The organism is Leucothrix mucor DSM 2157, assembly GCF_000419525.1.
In the GTDB taxonomy this organism is placed as follows: Bacteria; Pseudomonadota; Gammaproteobacteria; order Thiotrichales; family Thiotrichaceae; genus Leucothrix; species Leucothrix mucor.
Window position 1 is genome coordinate 4,101,731 of sequence record NZ_ATTE01000001.1, and the last position, 19,699, is coordinate 4,121,429.

The 19,699-nt window shown below is 47.7% G+C and carries 14 protein-coding genes; 5 read left to right on the forward strand and 9 right to left on the reverse strand.

Going from position 1 to position 19,699, the window contains the following annotated elements; all coding sequences use genetic code 11:
* Nucleotides 1-30: 30 nt before the first annotated feature.
* From pelG to LEUMU_RS0118700, 6 genes are all read right to left on the reverse strand, one after another.
* On the reverse strand, nt 31-1,407 hold the full coding sequence (gene pelG / locus LEUMU_RS0118675) for an exopolysaccharide Pel transporter PelG (protein ID WP_022953827.1): 1,377 nt from the start codon (nt 1,405-1,407) through the stop codon (nt 31-33).
* Complete coding sequence (gene pelF, locus LEUMU_RS0118680; RefSeq protein ID WP_022953828.1) at nt 1,388-2,935, reverse strand: GT4 family glycosyltransferase PelF; 1,548 nt, start codon at nt 2,933-2,935, stop codon at nt 1,388-1,390. Before pelF ends, pelG begins: the two co-directional genes overlap by 20 nt.
* 70 nt (nt 2,936-3,005) lie before the next feature.
* Entirely contained in the window at nt 3,006-3,896 is an 891-nt protein-coding gene (locus tag LEUMU_RS0118685; protein WP_022953829.1) for a hypothetical protein, read from the reverse strand.
* Nucleotides 3,877-5,289: a PelD GGDEF domain-containing protein gene (locus LEUMU_RS0118690; protein WP_084708135.1), complete on the reverse strand. Its 1,413-nt coding sequence runs from the start codon at nt 5,287-5,289 to the stop codon at nt 3,877-3,879. The genes LEUMU_RS0118685 and LEUMU_RS0118690 overlap by 20 nt, the downstream gene beginning before the upstream one ends.
* 13 nt (nt 5,290-5,302) lie before the next feature.
* On the reverse strand, nt 5,303-9,514 hold the full coding sequence (locus tag LEUMU_RS0118695) for a tetratricopeptide repeat protein (RefSeq protein ID WP_022953831.1): 4,212 nt from the start codon (nt 9,512-9,514) through the stop codon (nt 5,303-5,305).
* Nucleotides 9,515-9,517: 3 nt separating this feature from the next.
* Nucleotides 9,518-10,666, reverse strand: coding sequence for an endo alpha-1,4 polygalactosaminidase (locus tag LEUMU_RS0118700; protein ID WP_022953832.1), 1,149 nt, complete (start codon nt 10,664-10,666; stop codon nt 9,518-9,520).
* A 240-nt stretch (nt 10,667-10,906) separates the two neighbouring features.
* Here LEUMU_RS0118700 and LEUMU_RS0118705 point away from each other — a divergent pair, with 240 nt between their 5' ends.
* The 3 genes from LEUMU_RS0118705 to LEUMU_RS0118715 are packed head-to-tail and all read left to right on the forward strand — an operon-like array spanning nt 10,907 to nt 15,245.
* Entirely contained in the window at nt 10,907-11,605 is a 699-nt protein-coding gene (locus LEUMU_RS0118705) for an ABC transporter ATP-binding protein (RefSeq protein WP_022953833.1), read from the forward strand.
* Nucleotides 11,602-14,106, forward strand: coding sequence for an FtsX-like permease family protein (locus tag LEUMU_RS0118710; protein WP_022953834.1), 2,505 nt, complete (start codon nt 11,602-11,604; stop codon nt 14,104-14,106). Before LEUMU_RS0118705 ends, LEUMU_RS0118710 begins: the two co-directional genes overlap by 4 nt.
* Nucleotides 14,103-15,245, forward strand: a complete 1,143-nt coding sequence (locus LEUMU_RS0118715; RefSeq protein ID WP_022953835.1) for a lipocalin-like domain-containing protein — start codon at nt 14,103-14,105, stop codon at nt 15,243-15,245. Before LEUMU_RS0118710 ends, LEUMU_RS0118715 begins: the two co-directional genes overlap by 4 nt.
* Before the next feature lie 236 nt (nt 15,246-15,481).
* Here the strand turns inward: LEUMU_RS0118715 and LEUMU_RS0118720 are convergent, their stop codons facing one another.
* The gene (locus LEUMU_RS0118720; protein WP_022953836.1) at nt 15,482-15,826 is read right to left on the reverse strand and encodes a HopJ type III effector protein; all 345 of its coding nucleotides are present in this window, start codon (nt 15,824-15,826) and stop codon (nt 15,482-15,484) included.
* A gap of 205 nt (nt 15,827-16,031) precedes the next feature.
* Here LEUMU_RS0118720 and LEUMU_RS0118725 point away from each other — a divergent pair, with 205 nt between their 5' ends.
* Complete coding sequence (locus LEUMU_RS0118725; protein ID WP_022953837.1) at nt 16,032-17,057, forward strand: GTP-binding protein; 1,026 nt, start codon at nt 16,032-16,034, stop codon at nt 17,055-17,057.
* 26 nt (nt 17,058-17,083) lie between these two features.
* On the opposite strand, the gene LEUMU_RS0118730 is transcribed toward LEUMU_RS0118725, so the two are convergent.
* Both LEUMU_RS0118730 and LEUMU_RS0118735 read right to left on the reverse strand, forming a co-directional pair.
* Nucleotides 17,084-18,958: an ATP-binding protein gene (locus LEUMU_RS0118730; RefSeq protein WP_022953838.1), complete on the reverse strand. Its 1,875-nt coding sequence runs from the start codon at nt 18,956-18,958 to the stop codon at nt 17,084-17,086.
* On the reverse strand, nt 18,952-19,164 hold the full coding sequence (locus tag LEUMU_RS0118735) for a hypothetical protein (protein WP_022953839.1): 213 nt from the start codon (nt 19,162-19,164) through the stop codon (nt 18,952-18,954). Before LEUMU_RS0118735 ends, LEUMU_RS0118730 begins: the two co-directional genes overlap by 7 nt.
* 75 nt (nt 19,165-19,239) lie before the next feature.
* Between LEUMU_RS0118735 and LEUMU_RS0118740 the strand changes: the two genes are divergently transcribed.
* On the forward strand, nt 19,240-19,677 hold the full coding sequence (locus LEUMU_RS0118740; protein WP_022953840.1) for a hypothetical protein: 438 nt from the start codon (nt 19,240-19,242) through the stop codon (nt 19,675-19,677).
* Nucleotides 19,678-19,699: the final 22 nt, after the last annotated feature.

Consider the following 19,699-nt stretch of genomic DNA (forward strand, 5'->3'; position numbering starts at 1 on the left):
GGCCTTGTTTTATCACCCCATTAGATGCTTTCAGCGTTGCAACATGAATGTAATGTATTCCAAGCGGTTAAGTTTGTCGGATAGAACGATCATGCCCGCGATGGTGCTTATAAATATGGCTAAAGCGAACCCATAGCCATAAAAAGCAGGCCCAAGCATGATGCTGAGCAAGCTAAAGATTAGATTTAACGAAAATAGCCCAAACGTCATCCAGAATGCGGGCTTCAGCAGATTAAAGTAGAAAAATACATTTAGCGTGGCGAGAAATAGCACCTGAATGGCAGTCGAGAGCAGGTCGATATAGTACAAATGCACATACAGTGGCGAAAGGTCCAGCCAGCTAATAATGTCCTCTGCCATCACGAAAAATAGTAAAACGGTCACGCCCTGAATTTTGATGATTTCCAGATAAGCGTGTCGAATGGTCTGGGTCATATTCATGCGTCGACTTTCGATTTCGCTGAGTGTCGCACCATCATTGACCGCAGAATAGTAATCCTGATAGGTCTCTACAAAGTCAGTTTCGATGCGCAGCAAAAAGCTAGCCATACCGGGAATGATTGATAAGTAAGCGAGAAAAATCGGTAAGTCGTAAATGACAGATGCTCGCAGCACTCCATTGACATCATCTGAGGTCGAGGGCGCGAACCAGAATATCCACTTATCAACCCACACACCCATATTGAAAAACAACCCGATAAAAATCAGAATCAGGTAAACATTTTTGCGCTTTAGAAAGTCAAAGCGAAGTAGGGTGTCGGCGCTGTATTCCTGAAAAATCATCACCAAGAGTGCGACCAGCAAAATACCGTGACCAATGGCTAACGCGGTTAGTAAGCCTGTCGTTCCAGCGCTTTTCAAGACAACAGACAAGAGAACAATACTGAGATAACTGACTAAAAATACCAGCAAAATAGTTTTGTAGCGACGCATGCCGGCCACAAAAATAATGGCTAACCAAACATTGCACAGCAATACAAAGTTCATCAGCATTAGGGTGCAATACAGAAAGCTTAGGTGTTTGAAAACCGTTAGCCAAAGTACAATACCAATGACGCCGCTGACAATGCTGGATAAGCCCATTGCTGCGATAAAGTTCGGTAAAATCAGGTGATCGTTTTTGAGGTAAATCTGATCTGCCATAAAACGGGTAAAGACCAGCTGCAATAAGCTACTGAGCACTAGTGAGAATGACATAAGCCAGGTCACTGAAACCAGAAACTCACTCAGCCAAACGCCTGCATCACCTTGGCTACTTAAGCTCATCAAGCCGACGAGCATGATGCCTAAAATGGATAATACCCACGGGCCGGAGCTTATCGCGCCAGCATAGGTGTAGGTTTTCAGCAGGCCAAACCAGCTGTCATCCTTGAGCATTTTCTTTAGCTCAAATCCGATTCCGGCCATGGCCTAATACCTTTTTATAAAGTTGTTGGTAGTTTTCCAGAAACGTTTGCTCGCCATAAAAGCGTTCTACTCTGGCAATGGCGGATTTTTGTGCCTGATACCATCGGGCTTCGTCTTTTAATAATTCGGCAGCGGCTTCGGCCAACGCTCTTGGATTGGCGATAGGCACAATGGAGCCAGCGGAGCCCAAAGCGCGATCTTCATCAGTGCGGCCTTCAACCAATTCGCGGCAAGAGCCAACATCGGTTGAAAGTACTGGCACGCCAGCGGCATAACCTTCCAGAATTACCAGCGGCTGACCTTCACTAATTGAGCTTAAGGTCATCAGGCTCATCTTCGGGAGAATGTCATTGATGTTCTGGAAGCCAAGGAACTTCATACGATCCTGCAAACCCAGTTGCTCAACGAGCGCATGGCACTCCGCAGCGTATTCTGGTTCTTCTTCTTCCGGTCCCACAATCCAGCCTTCAGCTTCTGGGATGGTTTCACAAAGGATTCCAACGGCGCGGATATAGGTTTTGATATCTTTTATCGGCACCACTCGACCCAGCAAGCACAATACCGGAGGAATACCTTCGGCACGCTGATCTCGTAATTCAACAAAGCGTTCAATTTTAACGCCATTGGGAATAACGATGGAGCGTTCTGGCGGTGCGCCAAGATCAATCTGTTTTTGGCGATTTTGGCCGTAAAGCGTCACAATCACAATGCAGCCACTGTAAGTCAGTCGGCCCAGTCCTTCAAAGAACTGCATCCATAATTGCCGGATATAACTAATTCGGTCATCGAGTCCTGCCGCTAAATCAGGATTGTTTTCTTTAATCCAGTCAACTTGGTAGAGGTCAATTTGTCGCTCTTTAGTGTAAATACCGTGCTCGGTTACCATCAGCGGTTTCTGTTTCATCAGGCGCAGGAATAAACCCAGCAGCCCGGCGTAACCCGTTGAAATGGTGTGATAGCAATCAGCTAGCGGTGCGGTTTGTGCAATCTTGAGTAATGCCAGAATCGGCGCATGCATCGCACGAATATTCCAGAAAAACTCATTAAACGGTAATTCAGGACAGTTACGGCGATAGCTATCCGTAATCATTTCCCAGACTTCAGGGCTATAGAAAAACTGATCGGCAGTGTATTGAGAGGCTTTGGAAAGCAGCTTACCCAGTCCAGCTAATTGCTGAAGTGAGGGCGCCTGACCGCCTTGGCCTAACAGTTTGTAGAGATCGGTAATGACCGAGACGGCTTCTGCATCTAGCTTATGTGGCTTGGGTGGGCCAAGATCAAGTGAGTCATTTAGGAAGTGGACTTCAAAGTGGCAAACATTGTCTGGAAACTCAAAATGCATTTGCGAGTAATGCTCGCTACTAGCGCCCACAAACACTAATGCAAACTGATACTCCGGATGCCCGATCATCAGCTGATGTACCCAGCTGGAAACACCACCTCGCACATAAGGATAGGTACCCTCAAGCAGCAGACAAATGTCGGCTTTTTCTGAAGGACCCAGTCGTGGAAATTCGGTATCAGGCACGTAATTAGAGTTTTGTTTATTATTAGTACTTCAGTCTAACGGCTGGCCAGAAAATGCCAGCTGAATAGAATTAGGCTGCTGCGTGTTGCAAATCATGGTTTTCGGTAATGCTGGCATCCAGTGCTAGTGCGCGATTTCGGGATTGTTGTGCCTGGCGTGGCTTGCCTTGCAATTCCAGAATAGTGGCTAGCGTATTAAACGCTGAAGCGGAGTCCTGACTGCGGCGAATCGACCGTGTGGTGTAAGTATAAGCTTGCTCCAGCAGAACGGTTTTACTGGTGGATTCGATTCCGACATCCAATAAATGCAAATAGTCTTGGGCGACTGCCAGTGCTAATTCTGCCTGATGCTTTTTGGAAGTTGTTTCTAAGGCATCCAGCTTGCTCTGTAAGTTTTCCTGCATACGCTCTTCCAGCTTGCCTTTCAGAGCGTAGGACATCAGACGCGCACTTTCAAAAGGACTCAATAGTGCTTCACTTAGCAGTGCGTAAGCTTCTTTATCCGGTAAGTGGCGCGAGGCGATTAATAAGCCAAGGTATGCCTCATCATCCAGAGATGAGAGTAAGTCGCGAGTTTTGCGCAAGCTACCTTTTTGATAGTGCTCCGGCGCCGAGAAGTAGTTTAATAAATCGCGGGCTACTGGCGTTTTGCTTTTGATGACACCAATGCCTGCTTGCATACCACGTTCGCGCAATGCGGCACGGTTGTCCAGTAAAGCGATTGTGATCGATCCGATGACAGGCAAAAAGAACATTGCACTAGCCACAAACAGCCAAATTTTTCCGGGCGTTAATGCTTGCTCCTGCCAGCGTACACTCAACCAGTAAGCAGTAATGACGCTAATGGCAATATGAGCGACCAGCGCTGCCAGCGTTAGCGATGGCACTTGAGGCCACAGCAGCGCAAAGCAGATCAGCTGTGCGAAAACTGGCAGTAAAGAACTAACGGATAAGTCGCGCATTGTCGAATTTCCCTAAGCTAACCAGATAGTTTTGCAGTGCGCTGCGCGGCATTTGGTGACGAATATGATTGAACGTCATGGTAATACCGGCTTCTGGTAACTCTTTACCAAAGCGCTTTTTGAAAGTGCTGCTTAAGCTGCTTTCAAACTGCTTATAGTCCTGACTATTGAACATGGGTAACAGCATGATCAGCGTGGCACTACCATTACGTTGCAAATTCCAGATGCGGTTAGCACCCCGAACCTTGTTCACAAAGTAGTCTTTATACTCATCGGTTTCTGCAGAGCTTTTCACTTCCATGGTAATCAATGTCGCTGTTTTAACTGTATTGAGTACCACATTTAAAGCGGTATACATTTCCTGAAGCAGTAACTTAGCACTCGTCGCTGGACGCTTGCTGTTATCCAGCAGGTTCGCAACATAGTTACACAGCAATGCCAGTAGGTTTAGGTTCTGCTGAGTTAGCGATGCCGGTGCCATTTTAGCAACTGCCATCACACCCCAAACGGTGCCCTTAGAATCCAATAATGGAATTGCTGCATGCAAATTAGTATTTAGCTGGCGATTTTGCATGAGCTGATCATGTTTGATGCTAACAGCTTGCTTACAGCGCAGTGCTTCTTTCACCAAAGGGTCCTGATGCATGCCAGGTTTCATGCTGCCAATGCTGCCGATATCTTTTGCATGCAGTTTGCCGCTACTGTCTACGCGGTAAAAGGCTGCTGCTTCAAGCCAAGAATATTGCTTCAGAATCTCCTGCATTTTTTGAACAGCAATTTTGATTGCGCGGCCAGAGTCAGTCCCTTCAGGTGTTTGTGCCTGATTAATGGATGTATCCAGCAAGCGTAAAGAGCTAGCCAGAGACTGATTAACCGACACTAAATCTTCTTCTAGCTGGCTGTAAGAAATGTGCAGTAACTGCAGTGCTTGCTCTGATTGGCTGGCACTTTGGCGGTACTTTTCAACTTCTTCAGCTTGTTGCGTGGTGCGCTTACCCCAGTATTGGATCATCTCACCAATCACTAATACCACCAGTAAACTACCGACTAAAATCTGGCTTACCGTCGTTAACAGAGCCGGTTGATATACCAATACATATAACAGACTCAGCGATGACATCACCAGCAGGCTCAGCAAACCATATCGCGAGCCATAGCGTGAAGCGGTGAGCGTCGGCACCAATAGCATCCAAGGGAAAGCCGTTTCTAAGAAAAACAGATCTTGCCTACCCATTAACCAGGCTACGAACGGCACTAATAATGGGAGTAGGACCACTTCAAGAATGGCCGCATCCGGAGTTGGACGAAGTTTCTCCAATACAACGGGGGGATTTTTACGAGGCAGGGCGAACTGGTCGATCGCCACATGCCCTTGCATGGATTTTCTTTTCATGATGTTTTCTTTTTTAATCCGTTACCGGAAAGTCCAGGAATTTGCGGTATTGCAAATTAATGCCTTTATCTTCACCGTTCCCGAGCGAGCCTTTGTCATAAAACACGCCGAGACTAAGTTCATCGTTTCCGATTAATGTTTTACCAATCGCCGCTTCTGCATGCGCTTTGGTTTCTCCAGTCGGCCAAACTTGGCCTAAAGCGACTGAGCCGCTGTACTGAAATTCTGATTTTTTATCCAAGCCTTGACCTGGTGTACCGTGGTTGAATCCGGCGATCAGCTCAACACTTTGAGTCGACTCCGGCAAAGCATCCTCGGTACTGATAAAGCTGGAGTTGTTGTTCTTCTGCAAGGTTCCTTGCACGCCGCCATACCATTGACCATTCAGGGTATTTTGACGATGAACAACAGCAGCTCGAACACCGACACCATCAGCCAACGATTGACCATCACTGGTCCGGTTAAACTCATGCTGCCAAGCAGTTAATTGTGCGGTCTGCTTGTCACCAATCTGGCCATTAAAATCGACCTTAATTCGATTGCGGCGACCGTACTGTCTGAGGTGTGAGTTTTCATCGGGGGTCTCCTGATAACCATATTCCAGACCCGCATTTAAGCGGTCGTTTAGTTGCTTTCTATAAGCGACGTTACCATAGGCTTTTGTGTCATCACCGTTGTCGTATACACCAAGTCTGGCATTCAGCTGATTAGTGGTATCAGTCCACTCAAAACCAACCGAAACATCCTTCTCATTGACGGCGCTACCGGGTAAATTATTATTGCTAAGCCGAGCCTTTTTCAGTTTGATGTCAAAGCCAATGGGTAAGCCATTTTTTCCAAGGCCTTGTTTATACTGTAAAACTTCTTCGGTTGTTCTAAGGCTGCCAACACTGCGTGAATTGTAAGCAGCCACAAACTCTGAGACTCTGCCATTAGCCAGTGATAGCGCAATTTTTCGGGCTGTCTCGCGTTCTTCCTGTGTTTTTGCAGTGCTAATAGCTTGTTTGGCGACATCAAATGCTTGTTGCTTTTTGTCCAGTGCAATCAGTACGCTGACGTGATCGCTAGTCGACAGCAGCTGTGGCTGCTTAAGTAGAGCCAACAATGCCGGTTTGTCTTTTAGCTTGAGTGCAATGGATAAGCGCATCCAGACAGGTTTAGTCATTCGTTGAACATCTGCACGTGCCAATAACTGCTTAAGCTGAGCCAGATTGTTTTTATCTAATGCCTGAGCCAGTGCAATCTCATTCATGCGGTCTTTGTCAGCTTTGCTGCGCGTTAAGCGATCCAGCTCAGCATAAGTTTTATTAAATTCCGCTTGAGAGCCGTCTTTTTGCAGCACACTTAAATACTGGAACAAGGCCTCTTTGCGCTCATCCGGCTTCAGCGATCCTGATGCCAGTTGCTGGCGTAGTTGAGTGATTGCAAAGTCACGCACTTGTTTGGCCTTAGTGGTTTGCTTCAGTTTATCCAGAGACTGCGCATAGCTAAGCAACATGGCATAGTTCTCAGGATGCTTAATGCTCGCCATTTCAAACCATTTCAGACTTTTGGTATCTTCGCCCATTGCTTGATACGCCAAGGCATAGTTTGGCCAAAGAACATCATTGCGTTCAGCAAATGCTTGCCACTTAGCTAAGGTTTGGCGCAAGAGAGGGTAGTTTTTCTGTTCCGTCAGGATCAGAATCGTGCCTTGTCTGGCAGGTACTGAGTCTGGCTTTAGTGCCAGTAAACGCTGATAGCCCTTAAGCGCGGAGGCATAATGCTTTTGCTGATAATTGAATTGGCTACTCAATAACCAATACTGTGGCAACTCTGCAAACTCATTGAGCTTTACATGAGAGGCATCCAGCAGCTTTTCCAATAGCGCATAGTCTTTCTTGTCGAAAGCGGTTTGCATTGCGGCCAACTGCTTTAAAGTAGACTGCTTACGAGCATCTGCCATCACTGTTCGGATCGCTTCCAAACCTGCTAAGGCATCTTTGGAGTTAGCATCTAGTGCCAGAACGCGCTGATAAAACGATGCGGCAGCATTGTAATCCTTCTGTTGATTGGCATAAGCCGCTTGCAACAACCAATAACGTGGCTCTTTTGCAAAGCGTGTTGACTGCTCTTTAGCCAGTGCTAACAGGGCAGTGAATCCACGACCATCTTTCATATCAAAGCTGGCTTGCAGGCCGCTTAATAATAGGTCGGTATCTGCCGTTTCCATAAAGCCACGTTTGAACGCAGCGACCGCTTGTGGATGCTGTCCGAGACGATCAAATAGCAGCGCAATACGGGTGTGATATAAAATACGCTCTTTCACATCGCGCTTATCTTGCTTGCTTAATAGTTGCTGGTAGTAGCCTAAAGCATCCTGATCATGTTTATAGGTCCAGGCCACTTCAGCCATAATGCCAAGTTGAGGCAAGCTAGCACTGGTTTGCCATGCTTGTTTGTGTTGACGCCATAAGCGGTAAGCACTGTCTTTTTGATCTAATGCCCAATGCAACTCAAAGCGAGTAAGACTATAAGTCGTGCGGTCGCCATATTGTTGAGTCAGTTGTTGCCAGACCTTCAAGGCTGCGGCATAACGCTTTTCGCCGCCATACCATTTTGCCAGTGTTTCTGATAACTCACGATCAGGACCGTGCCGCTTTAAGTAAGCGCTCAGGAATTCTTCAGCTGCTTGCTTTTCACCTTTTTTGCTTAGAAAAAAGAAAATATCATTAACGGCTTGAGTTGGCAGCGCTTGCTGGCGGGATAGTTTGACAAGAAAAGCTAAGCCTTCACCATCCAAATCCGCTTGCGCCAAGCGCACGACTTGGTTTTGATGCTTAGGATCACCACTTTGCTGGTAAATCCATTGCCACAAGCGCATGGCCAATGCTTCATTGCCTTGGGTTTCTTCCAAAAACGCCCAGCGTTCGCGTAGTTTCAGGTCTTTCGGTTTGATTTTGATGGCGCGCTTTACGTAGTCAATCGCCTGAGGATAATCCTCATCCAGCGTTTCAATATCAACTTGCGCAATAATGGCATCTATCTCATCTGGCTTTTGTTTCAGGTAGGCCTGATTCCAGTCACGAGCCAATGGTAGGTTCTTTTCCAGTAGCGCAATTTCGGTGCCTTTTTTCAGTAGTTCCAAGCTATCCGGATGTTGCTGGATCATCGGTGTAATAATGACTAAGGCTTTGTCTGGGTGCTTATCTTTTACATAGACTTCAATCTGGCGCTGATGAATCAACCAACGGTCATTTTCATTGGTGGCGCGCTGTTCGGCTTGCTGTAAATAGTAACTGGCATTGCGATAGGATTTGGTTTCTGCAGCCCAATGCGCCGCTTTTTCATACCAACGTTGTGCATTTTCAGGTGTGTCTCGCTTAGCAAGGTGAGCGAATAGATCGCTGGCACTTTCTGGTAAACCAGCCTGAAGACTGGCTTCCGCAAGCTTTTGCAGGTTTTTAGGTGATTCTGGCAGCTGATGCTGCGATTGAGTCAAAAAGGCTTTCACCTCATCCTGCTGTCCGGCTTTCGCAGCGGCACTTAGCCACGCATAAATATAGACATTGAAGCGTCCCTTATCGGTGGCAGCGTCACTGGCTGCTTTAAAGGCTTTTGCGGCACTGACCGGATCACCGGCATGACCGGCCCAACGTCCTGCCTCCGCCAACCATTCGGCTCGGCGCTCAGGATCAATTTCAGCTAAACGATAGTAAATTTTTACGGCTTGCGGCAATAAACCAAAGTCTGTGCTGGCCTTGGCTAGGGCTTTTAGCTCATTAGGCGCAAGATCTTGATAATCTTCTAAAAACTGTAAATGACGACGCACATCAATGCGTTGTTCTCTGATATCAGTTCCGCCAGCAGAAGCCGTGTAATAGGCATCCAAGTAGTTACGTAGCTGAATCGTTGCCAGCTGCTTCTGTTGCAAGTCACTTAGCGCATTAGTGTCAATTTTTTGGCTAAGTAGTTGCTCGGAAGATTCCCATAGCCCTTTACGGCTTAGCGATTGCGCCAGTGTGAGTACATCATTGGCTGGCGCATCCGGCTTATTCAGCATCTGATGCAGCTCAGCCTGCAAGCGGTTTGAGAATTGTTCTTTTAGCGCACCGGACTCCTGCTGTCCTAAATAATCCGCATCCTTCCATGGAAACAACAGCACCAAAAAGGCGATTAACACCGCTGCAATTAATAACAGCGCTGGGGCATTAAACAGTTTTTGCGAAGAGTCGGTACGATTCATAGCTTATTTTCCGGGTGGGATAGCGGCCTCAGAAGAGAGAGTCATAATGGCGACGCCTTCGCCTTGTTGGCGGCGTAACCAGTTCTGATAAATCTCGAATTGTTGATTAAACGGCTGCGCGGTGATAATGCCAAGGTAACGACCGATCAGGTGGCCGTTTGGCATGCCGGACTGAATATCGTGCACCCGAACCTTCAACCCATCGGACTTTAAGCTGCGCAACATCGGCTGATATTTTTCCAGCATCAGCGGTTTATAGGTTTCAGTTTTGCTGTCGGTTAGCAGCAAATAGGTGTTTAGCTCCGGCTCAAAGTCGGCAACGCCCACCATATCCAGTGCAGGAATCGACACCCACGGAATAAAGCCTTCATCCGTAATGCGTTTGGCAATAGCCTTAGCATCTTTGCGACGTTTTGGTTCCATATAATCAATAATGATAATGTCGACACCAAGCTCGCGTTTTGTCTCTTTCAGTTTGCCTAGCAGCCAGGACTGATCACTTGGGTTGGTTTCTTTGTAGGTTCGCAGGCCGTTATCCCAGCTGGCAAATAAGGATTCAGCGGCAACCGCTTCCAGCAAATGACCAATGGAGGGCAGGACTTCAAAGCCACGGTTGGCGATAAAACGCATCTCCGGATAACGCTCGTGGATTTTTTGCAGCAATGCGACGAGCGCTTTAGTTTGCTGTTGTTGCTGAGCGCTGTTGCTAGCAAATAGCTTAAAGCTGTCCATGGTATCGAGGAACAAGCCACGGTAACCTTCGTTCCATAACGGGTCGACAATGGTTTCCATAACGAATTGCTGCCAGCCAGGGGCGCTTAGGTCCATGACTTTACTGTCCCAAATGCGGTTATCACCCAGCACCCAAGCCGGTTGAATTTGATCAAACCACTTACGGGTAGGGGAGACTTCACCCACACTCAGGTAGGCAAATACATCGCCACCTTTGGCGCGTAAAGCTTGTAGCTCATGCTGTTTGACGTTGTCAGCTTCAACAATAATGCGGCTGTATTGGGCAAGAATATCCGTCGGAAGGTCCGGTCCATAATAGACGGCAGTACTTTTACGCGCTTCAATGCGTGCCGATTGGGCAGCACTGAAGGTCAGCAGTAACAATAAGGCCCACAGGCCCTGATATAACGCTCTGGTCACGGGGGTATCTCCATCGACAAAAATTATTTTAATTTGAATTTGGTTTGTGCCGCGAAGTATCCGCCTCTGAGGAATTACCGCACTTTAATACTGGCTTAACGAGGCGGTTTGTAGGATGAGATGCTGCATGTTGCGGTGGCAATTCAATAATTGTTTAAAGCCGCTACAGGGCAAGGCGACATGTGTTTAAGATGCCAGTGAATATCCTGAATAATATGCGATTAACGGAAGTTATAGACTATGACGAGCTGCCTGAATAATACGCCATTAAAGATTCGACAATTGAGCAAATCATTCGCACAACCAGAGGGTGCCGTCACGGTATTGGATGGGGTTGATTTCACCTTAAATCCGGGGCAGTCAGCCGCTTTGCGTGGTGATAGCGGAAGTGGCAAAAGTACCTTACTGCATTTGATCGCTGGCTTAGATAATGCGGACAGTGGTTCGATTGAATTTGCTGAGCAGGATGTGTGCCGTTTAAACGAATCAGCCCGTGCTAATTTACGGCGCGAAAAAATGAGTCTGGTGTTCCAGCAATTCCATCTGATCTCAACCTTGCCGGTGTTAGATAATATTCGCTTTCAGGCGGCGCTATGTAATCGTCAGGATGTCGACTTTGAGCAGCATCTGATTGAGTGTTTAGGTTTACAGTCACAACTTAAAAAATACCCGCATCAACTCTCCGGCGGCCAACAGCAGCGGGTTGCCATTGCCCGTGCCTTACTGCATAAGCCTGCGTTGGTGCTAGCCGATGAGCCAACCGGTAATTTGGATGAGCAAAGCAGTTTGCAAGTCATGGGGCTGTTCCGGGACTTAGTACAGCAGGCCGGTAGTTCTTTGCTCATGGTAACTCATAGCCGTGAGATGGCGAGTTATTTGGATCAGCAGTGGTGGCTACATGGCGGCCAGCTTTCTCAGCAAACCGAGAGTGCAGCATGAGGCAGTTATTCTGGACGCTAAAAGCACTATTGAGCCATTACTGGCGGCATCCTTGGCAGGCGCTATTTTTGTTAGCAGGCTTAGTAGCTGGAGTCGCGTTGTGGTCAGCGGTGCAGGTGATTAATGGCCATGCCAAAGCCAGTTACTCGCGTGCCAATAGCATGCTGGGCGCGCAAGTTGATTACAGTATTCGCGCTAAAGATGGCGCAGGTATTTCACAGGCAGACTATATCGCCTTGCGCCGTCAGGGTTGGCTGCAGCTGTATCCGGTGATTGAGTCAAGAGTCAGCATGGAGTCTGGCAAACTACTGGCGATTATTGCCACAGATTTGTTTGCGCTACCGAGTGGCTTAGGCGCGGAAAACCTAAGCTTTAGTGGGGATGGACGAGGTTGGTTGGATTTTGTGCAGCCGCCATATCAGGCTTGGTATCCGGAAGCGCTGGCTCAGGAGTTAGGGATTAGCGCTGGTCAGCAATTAACCTTAAGTAGTGGTCGAAACCTACCTCCCGCGCTGATTCGACAGGATGAATCCCAAGGTTGGCAATTGCTGATGGATATCGGGGCTGCACTGGATTTATTAGAGCGCAAAGATTTTAGTTACCTTGCGGTTGGCGAAATCTCCAGCGCGGATGCCCAGATACTAAAGCAACAACTCCCCGATAGCTTAATGCTGGAAAAAAACCAGCAGGCGCTCGATCTTGAACAGCTCACTCAAAGCCTGCATACCAATCTCAGCGCGATGAGTCTGCTATCGTTTGCGGTAGGGCTATTTATTGTCTTTAACGCCGTACGATTTTCCCTGTGGTATCGCCAGATGACTGTGCGCAACTTGCGCTTAATGGGTGTGAGCCTTAGCACTTTGGGAGTGGCTTTGCTGCTGGAGGCTTTATTGTGGAGCCTGATTGCCAGCGCTTTGGGTTTAGTGTTGGGCTATGTCTTAAGCTTGCAGTTACTTCCCGCACTTGGCGCGACGCTAGGTAGCTTGTATGGCGCAACCGTTGGCTCACAGATTTTACTGCAACTCCCCACCGTATTAGTTGCTTGGTCGATGACTTTAGGTGGCTTGCTTTTTGCGCTCACGTGGCCAATGTGGCGACTCTCCCGACAGGCCGTGATTCCGGGTAGTCAGCTCACTGCGCAATGGGTGAATGACACGAGCGCACGGCGAGTGCTGCTGATAGCAGGAACTGTGTTGGCCGTATTAGCCATGCTGCTTTATCCTTTTATAAACAGTATCTTCCTAGGCTTTACTTTGCTTGGTTTGATTTTGTTTTCAGCAGCATGGTGTTTGCCATGGATACTGGCACTTTGTCTAAAACAACTCTCCCGATTATTACCGCAAGAGCGGCCACTAATTCGCTGGATTGTGAGTGATGGCTGGGCGCAATTACCCACCTTGCGTACTGCAATGATGGCCTTGTTGCTCGCATTGACCTGCAATTTGGGCGTAGAAGCTCTGGTTGATAGCTTCCGCACCTCATTTTCCGGTTGGCTGGTTCAGCGGCTGACGGCTGATATTTATGTTGGCAAACAGCGCCCTGAAATCGAGACATTAATTCAATCGGGACTAACTAACGGATGGTTAAAGGATAGCCATCAACGCATTGGCATAGAAACCAAGTGGCAGCAACGCCCGACAGAAATTCGTGGCTTAGACGTTGATGCGCCAGACACGCTCGTACTGCCATTTGCGAAAGCCTTGCCCAATGCGCTCTCAGAGTGGAGCACGCAATCAGCTTCACAGCCGCTGATTCTGGCCAATGAACAAGTGCACTATTTAGCAGATGTAGCGCTGGGCGACATGGTCACGCTGAATACGCCGTCTGGCGAACGCCGTTTTATGGTAAACGGTTTTTTCTACGATTACGGCAATCCGAATTTTCAATTCTACTTACCGCAGAAACAAATGAGCGTGCTTTGGCCCGCAGCTCAGCAGCAAGGAGTGGCGTTGTGGCTGAATCCCGAAATGCCAGTCGAGACTGCATTGCAACAAGCGGAGCAGGATCTATTGAACGCTGGCTTTAAAGCCGGAGATTGGGTAACCCAGCAGCGGGTACGTGAAACCGCATTAGCCATATTCGAGCGTACCTTCGCTATCACTATGGCAATGAATACCTTGACGTTGTTGGTTGCAGGTTTGGCATTGCTAGCATCTTTACTCGCGATTTTGCAGGAGCGTTTACCGCAATTTGCACAGTGGTCAGCACTAGGTGTGCGGCTGCGTGAACATGTTTGGGTGATTAGTGTGCCTCTACTATTATTCGTTGGGATTACTTGGTTGTTGTCGATTCCGCTGGGTGCTTTATTGTCTTGGTTATTGATTAATAAGTTAAATGTCATGTCATTTGGGTGGAGTATGCCGATGCTGTGGAGTCTGCAACCTGCGCTTGTGTTAGCGGTGCTCTCATTGATCGTGGTTTTAATTACTTTGCTGATAACCGGGCTGCGCTTGCGGCGACGATTACCTCAGGCATTAGCGGAATTAGGGGGTGGCGTATGAGCCTATTTTCTACAAAACGCATTGTCGCTTGTCTGGGGATTTGGGGTTTATTAGCCGGTTCACCACTGGTGGCTAACGATGTATATCAGGTGCTGAAAACACCGGTCGAAGGTTACAAAAAAGTGGTTCCCGGTAAGCAGTTGGAATTCCCCAAAGATCATGGCATGCATCCCGAATATCGCATTGAGTGGTGGTACATCACCGCCAACTTGAAAGATGAGCAAGGCCGCGATTGGGGGCTGCAGTGGACCTTATTTCGCCAAGCGATGGATGCTAAGCCAGTGGTTAATGGTTGGGGAAGTAATCAGCTGTGGATGGCACATGCTGCAATTAGTGCGCCGGATAAGCATCGTTTTGCTGAGCGTTTTGCTCGCGGTGGTATTGGCCAAGCGGGTGTGACCGTTGTTGGTTCTCCAGATCAGTCGCAGCCTAATTTTGAGGTTTGGTTAGATGACTGGTCATGGAAAGCAGAGTCGGCTAATCCATTCCCATCCCAGTTACACTTCGGTGTTGATGATACAGAAGTCAATGTGCAGCTAAGCAGCGATGCATCGTGGGTTTTGCAAGGCGATCAGGGCTTTAGCCAGAAATCGGGGCAGGGGCAAGCTAGCTACTATTACAGCCAACCCAAGATACAAGTGCAGGGCGATATTGTTTACCAAGGGCAAACTCTGAAGGTGAATGGCAATGCATGGTTAGATCGGGAATGGAGCTCTCAGCCGCTGGCGGAGTCGCAACAAGGTTGGGATTGGTTTTCACTGCATTTAAACGATGGGCGCTCGTTAATGGTGTTTCAGTTGCGCCAAGATTCTGGCGATAATTGGCTAAGCGGCAGCTTGGTTGAAGTGGATGGCAGTAGCCAAAGTTTATCAGTCACCGATATTCAGCTGAAAGTGCTGGAACGCCGCACAATAATCTTACCGGAAGCAGGGGCTTCGCCAGCTACAAAGCAGGTTGAATTACCGTTGCGTTGGGAGATTAGTTTGCCAAAACTGGGGCAGCGCTGGGAGGTTGAAGCATTGCGCGATAATCAGTGGATGGGGACGCAGTTTCCCTACTGGGAAGGGGTGGTACGGGTCGATGGCGGTCGTGCGGGTATGGGCTATATGGAACTAACGGGCTATCCCTTGCTAAACTAATAATTCTTATAGAATTTTATGTTGACCCAATTATCTGAACGATTGGTAATTTTGCCCAAAATGTAGTTTAATAGCAACGTGGTCAGCATAAGGCGACTCAACGACGTTTTTTATGTTGGCTGTATCTGTTAACTGTTTAGATATCCGCATCCTAGACGTTACACATTTCATGGCAATCCCCTGCCAACCCAGTTGCCCGACCACCCTTATCCGGTGGTCGGGCAACGACCTAAAAATCAGTTAGCCACTAATGGTGTTCCGTCAAATTCAACACCAATCCAGCCGTTTTCCAAAAAGTTACGAATATTGCCGTGATCGCTGCCATCTGGGTGCTTAAGTACGTCATCGCGGTAGTAGCGGCCAAAACAAGCCAGAGTCTGGTCTGCGTCTAGTTGGTTTAATTGCGCAAATGACAGAATCTTGCAGGAACCATTATTTTCCCCCGCTGCATTGCTCACTGAGCCATTACGAAATGCGGTTGGTGCGAAGTTGTAATTGGCTTCAATAACGGCGATTGTGTCTTCAAAATCAATGGCTTCTGGTTCTTCACGCAAGCGCGTCAGGAAGTTATCTAAGCTCATATTGTTCACTCCTAAGGTCTATTGGCAGAGGAGCTTATCATAGTGAAATAGTTTTTTTCAGCATTGGAAATGAACCGTATATCCGCTATTGTTGTCTTAAGTATGCACATATGCAGTCTTGTGCTACCATTAGTGAATGAAAAAAATGCATTTTCCTATGGGGCAGGAGGTGTATAAAAATAATATATTGGGGCTAATAAATATAATGAATACTCATAAAATCCCCACTACCATAGTGACGGGCTTCCTCGGTAGTGGAAAAACAACGTTGTTATCAAGCGTTCTTAAACAGCCTGGCGGACGCCGCATTGCGGCAGTGGTCAGTGTTCCTGCAGAAAGTGGGATTGATTCAGAAATTCTTCGTGGTACCGACTTCAACACCGCTAGCCGAACCCAGCGCCTACCCTTAGGCAATCGTATCTATGAACTCAGCAATGGCTGTTTGTGTTGTGCGGTTCAGGACGATTTCGTACAGATGATGCATGAGCTGATCGCCCGTCGGGATGATATCGATCATGTCATTATCGAGACACCAGGCACTGAGCTGCCGATTTCCTTTTTGCGTCGCTTAAGCACCGATACACTGGCACAGCACTTTACAATTGATTCTGTGATGACAGTGGCCGATGGCCCTGCATTGATGGATGGTCGTCATACCAGCACGGGTCAATCAAAGAGTCGTACACCCGATCCAAGTCTGCAGTTTTTATATCAGGCACAGTTGGATATTGCGGACGTGGTACTGATCAGCAAAACGGATCTGGTGTTTCCAGTGATGCGCAAGAAGTTGCAAGGTAGTCTGGAGGCTTTGCTAAGCCATAAGCCAGATATTATTAGCATGCAGCACGGCATCGTTAGTCCAGACTTATTGTTTGGTCGCAATTGCGGTTCTGAGCAGCGCATGGAAGTCAGCAAGATTGAGCTGGATGAGCATCAAGGGCGCGATTGCTTTGATACGGTGATGGTAACGCTGGGCAGGGTAGACAGTGATTTACTGGTGAGCCGCTTGCAGATGCTCAATAGCGAGCAGACGATTTATCGCGCTAAAGGCTTTGCGGAATTACCGAATAAGATGATGCGTCAAGTAGTGCAGGGTGTTGGTTCGCGTATTGATCGCAGCTATGATCGCCGCTGGTGGCCTGATGAAGAGCGCAGTACTCGCTTGCAAATCACCGGTCGTCATTTGGATGCAGAGCGCTTGTTAGCGACGTTGAGAGTGGCCGAGGTCTGAGGTTAGACCCCGGCTAGCATCTAAGCTTATGCGGTCAGTGAATGCTGACCGGTAGCAGGGCAGTTAATCGCCTTGTCTGAGTGCGAGCCTTTAGGAAACTCCTGCGCCACAATCCAGACTTGAGAAACGACTTCGCTTAACTTTGGCAGTGCTTCAAGGGATGCCTTAGTGCGATCTTGGTCGAAGTAAGTGAATGGCTCATCCAAGAATATAAACTGCGTTAAATTATCAGTGTTTAGCGCAAGCTGTTCAGACATTGCAATCCGCACTGCCAGCAATATCTGGCGCTGAGTGCCGGATGACAATTCGTCAAAATCAATCCAATCCATTTTCTCATCAGAGTACACGTGCACCAGCAAATCTTTATTGATTCTGATTTGCTTGTAACGGTTGCCGGTAAAGCGCGGCATCGTCGTTTGAGAGCGTTCGGTGACTGAGGTGTTAAAGTCTGCAATCAGTGCGTCAGAGGCGCGTTTTAACAGATCTATCCCAATGGTTTGAGTGTCGATATGCTGTTGGTGAGTGTTCACCGCTTGACGCAATTCCATTAGGCCAGAGCGAATTACGCCAGCTTCATCAGAGCGGCGCTTTTCCTCGATAATTTGCAGCTGTAATGGCTCATGTAATTTAATGAGATCACGTTGCTGTTGGTCAAGTGTGTCACGCAAGCGCTGTGTTGTATTGGCGATTTCATTGCCGTCAGCTGTAAAGTTTTTGCACTGCTCAGCTAGTTTATCCAAACGTTGCTGATCATCTTGTGGGGGTGACGTCAATGCGGATTGTGGCTGCACCTTGCCCTGTAACGAGGTTCTCAAGCGAGCGGTCATCAGCGTATCCAACGAGCGCTGTGAATGCTGCTGTGCCTGATCTAGTGTCTGTGAGAGCTGGTATGCCTGATCCTGCTGGTACTCTGCCTTGTGTTCATTAAGCCATTTCAGCAGTAGAATAAAGCTGGCGAATAGCACTAATCCCATGGTTCCAACAAAGCCCCACTCCGAAACCCATTGGCTTACGGTTGGTAGATACTGACTCACCGTCGGAGATTGCTCCAAGGTATCAACTTGTTGAGGGAAGAAGTTGTAGAGAATCCAAACACCCCAAGCTACCAGCATTAGCGGTACGATAATCCAACTCAGTAGATTAAAGAAGCGCCAGTAGTTACGGGTGGTTTGATGTTGTTTTTGCTGGTGGTTATATAGGCTGCTAAATTCGGCTAGTTGTCCGTTGAAGGCCTGCTTTTGTGCACTTTCAGTTTCGACTACTTCGCGGGCGTCGACCAGCTCTGGCAACCAAGTCTCATCTAGGTTCAGGTCATCCAATGCTTTGCTGCTTTGGGTGATCTCTGGCGTTAGCTCATCAATGACTTGCTGGTGTTCGGTATTGTCTTGCTCCAGTTCATCACTGATCCTGGCATATTCACCAATGCCAGCCATTTGTTTGATGCTATTGCTATCCGGAGTCGGATTACTAAGGTCTTGTGCGGCTAAGTAAAAAGAGTCGGCAAAGGTGGCATAGTCATAGCCCAGCAGCTCAACGAGCTTGCGATTAACGTCTTCGCTACCTGCAGCAATCACATCTTCTTTGACTTGCTTGGAGAGTTTGGCTCTCAGCTTGCCATGCTGGTCGATATGACGCTCAATAATGTATTGCTGTTGCTCATTGTCGGTAAGAATCAACTCAACCGATGCGCTCTTGGTATCCCAGCGGATCAGTTTTTGCAGGTTCTCGCCGTCAAGGTTAAAGGTGCGTTCAAATAAAGCAAAGCAAATCACTTCACCGATACTACTCTTACCGGATTCATTCAGGCCACTCACAGTGATGACACCCTGTTGTGGTAAGTCAGTTAATTCAAGGCTTTCATATTTTCTGAAATTACTGGCGCTCAGGGAGTGTATTAGCATGCTTGGTCGCCTGTATTCTGCGATTCTTGAGTGCTGTCCAGTTTGTAGATAATGAGCTTCACAGCCTGTGTATAAGCCTGTGCATCAAACTGTTTGTTCTCGTCGCTTTGTTGTTTTATGTCGGCTTTGCAAAATTCAGCAAAGCGTCTGGTAGCCCCTTTTAATTGTGATGGCTTTAACCAGCGTAAATCCTTGTTGGCAGACATTGCACCCTATCCTTAGTTTTAGCTTATAATGACGGTAATAATCCAAATAAACGATAACATAAAAGGTACATCCACATGAAGAAACTCCCCGCTAAAATTGCCCTAATGAGCCTCTCCGCACTATTGATAAGCGCTTGTGTGGGGACACCTGCTTATGATTACCGCAAAGCACCGATTGTGACGGAAGTTGCCGTGCCACTAGGTAAGACGGTTGAGGCAGGCAAGACCGGCTTATCGGTGAGTTTTGATAACGTTGAGAGTGATTCACGTTGTCCGATTAATGCACGATGTGTGTGGTCTGGCGTTGCGATTGTGAATGTCACGGTGAAAAATGCCAAGGGTGAAAGCAAGCCTCTGAAACTGAGTACAGTGAATTTTGAAGCTTATAATCAGGTCGAAAAAGCGTTCGGTAAAGATTTTGAATTAGTGGATTTACTACCGCATAAAGGCGATACCGGACAGCTGGAAACACCACCACCTAAAGTACCAACCATCAAGCTTAAGATCGACTAAGTTTTCGGTCAGTTCAGATACA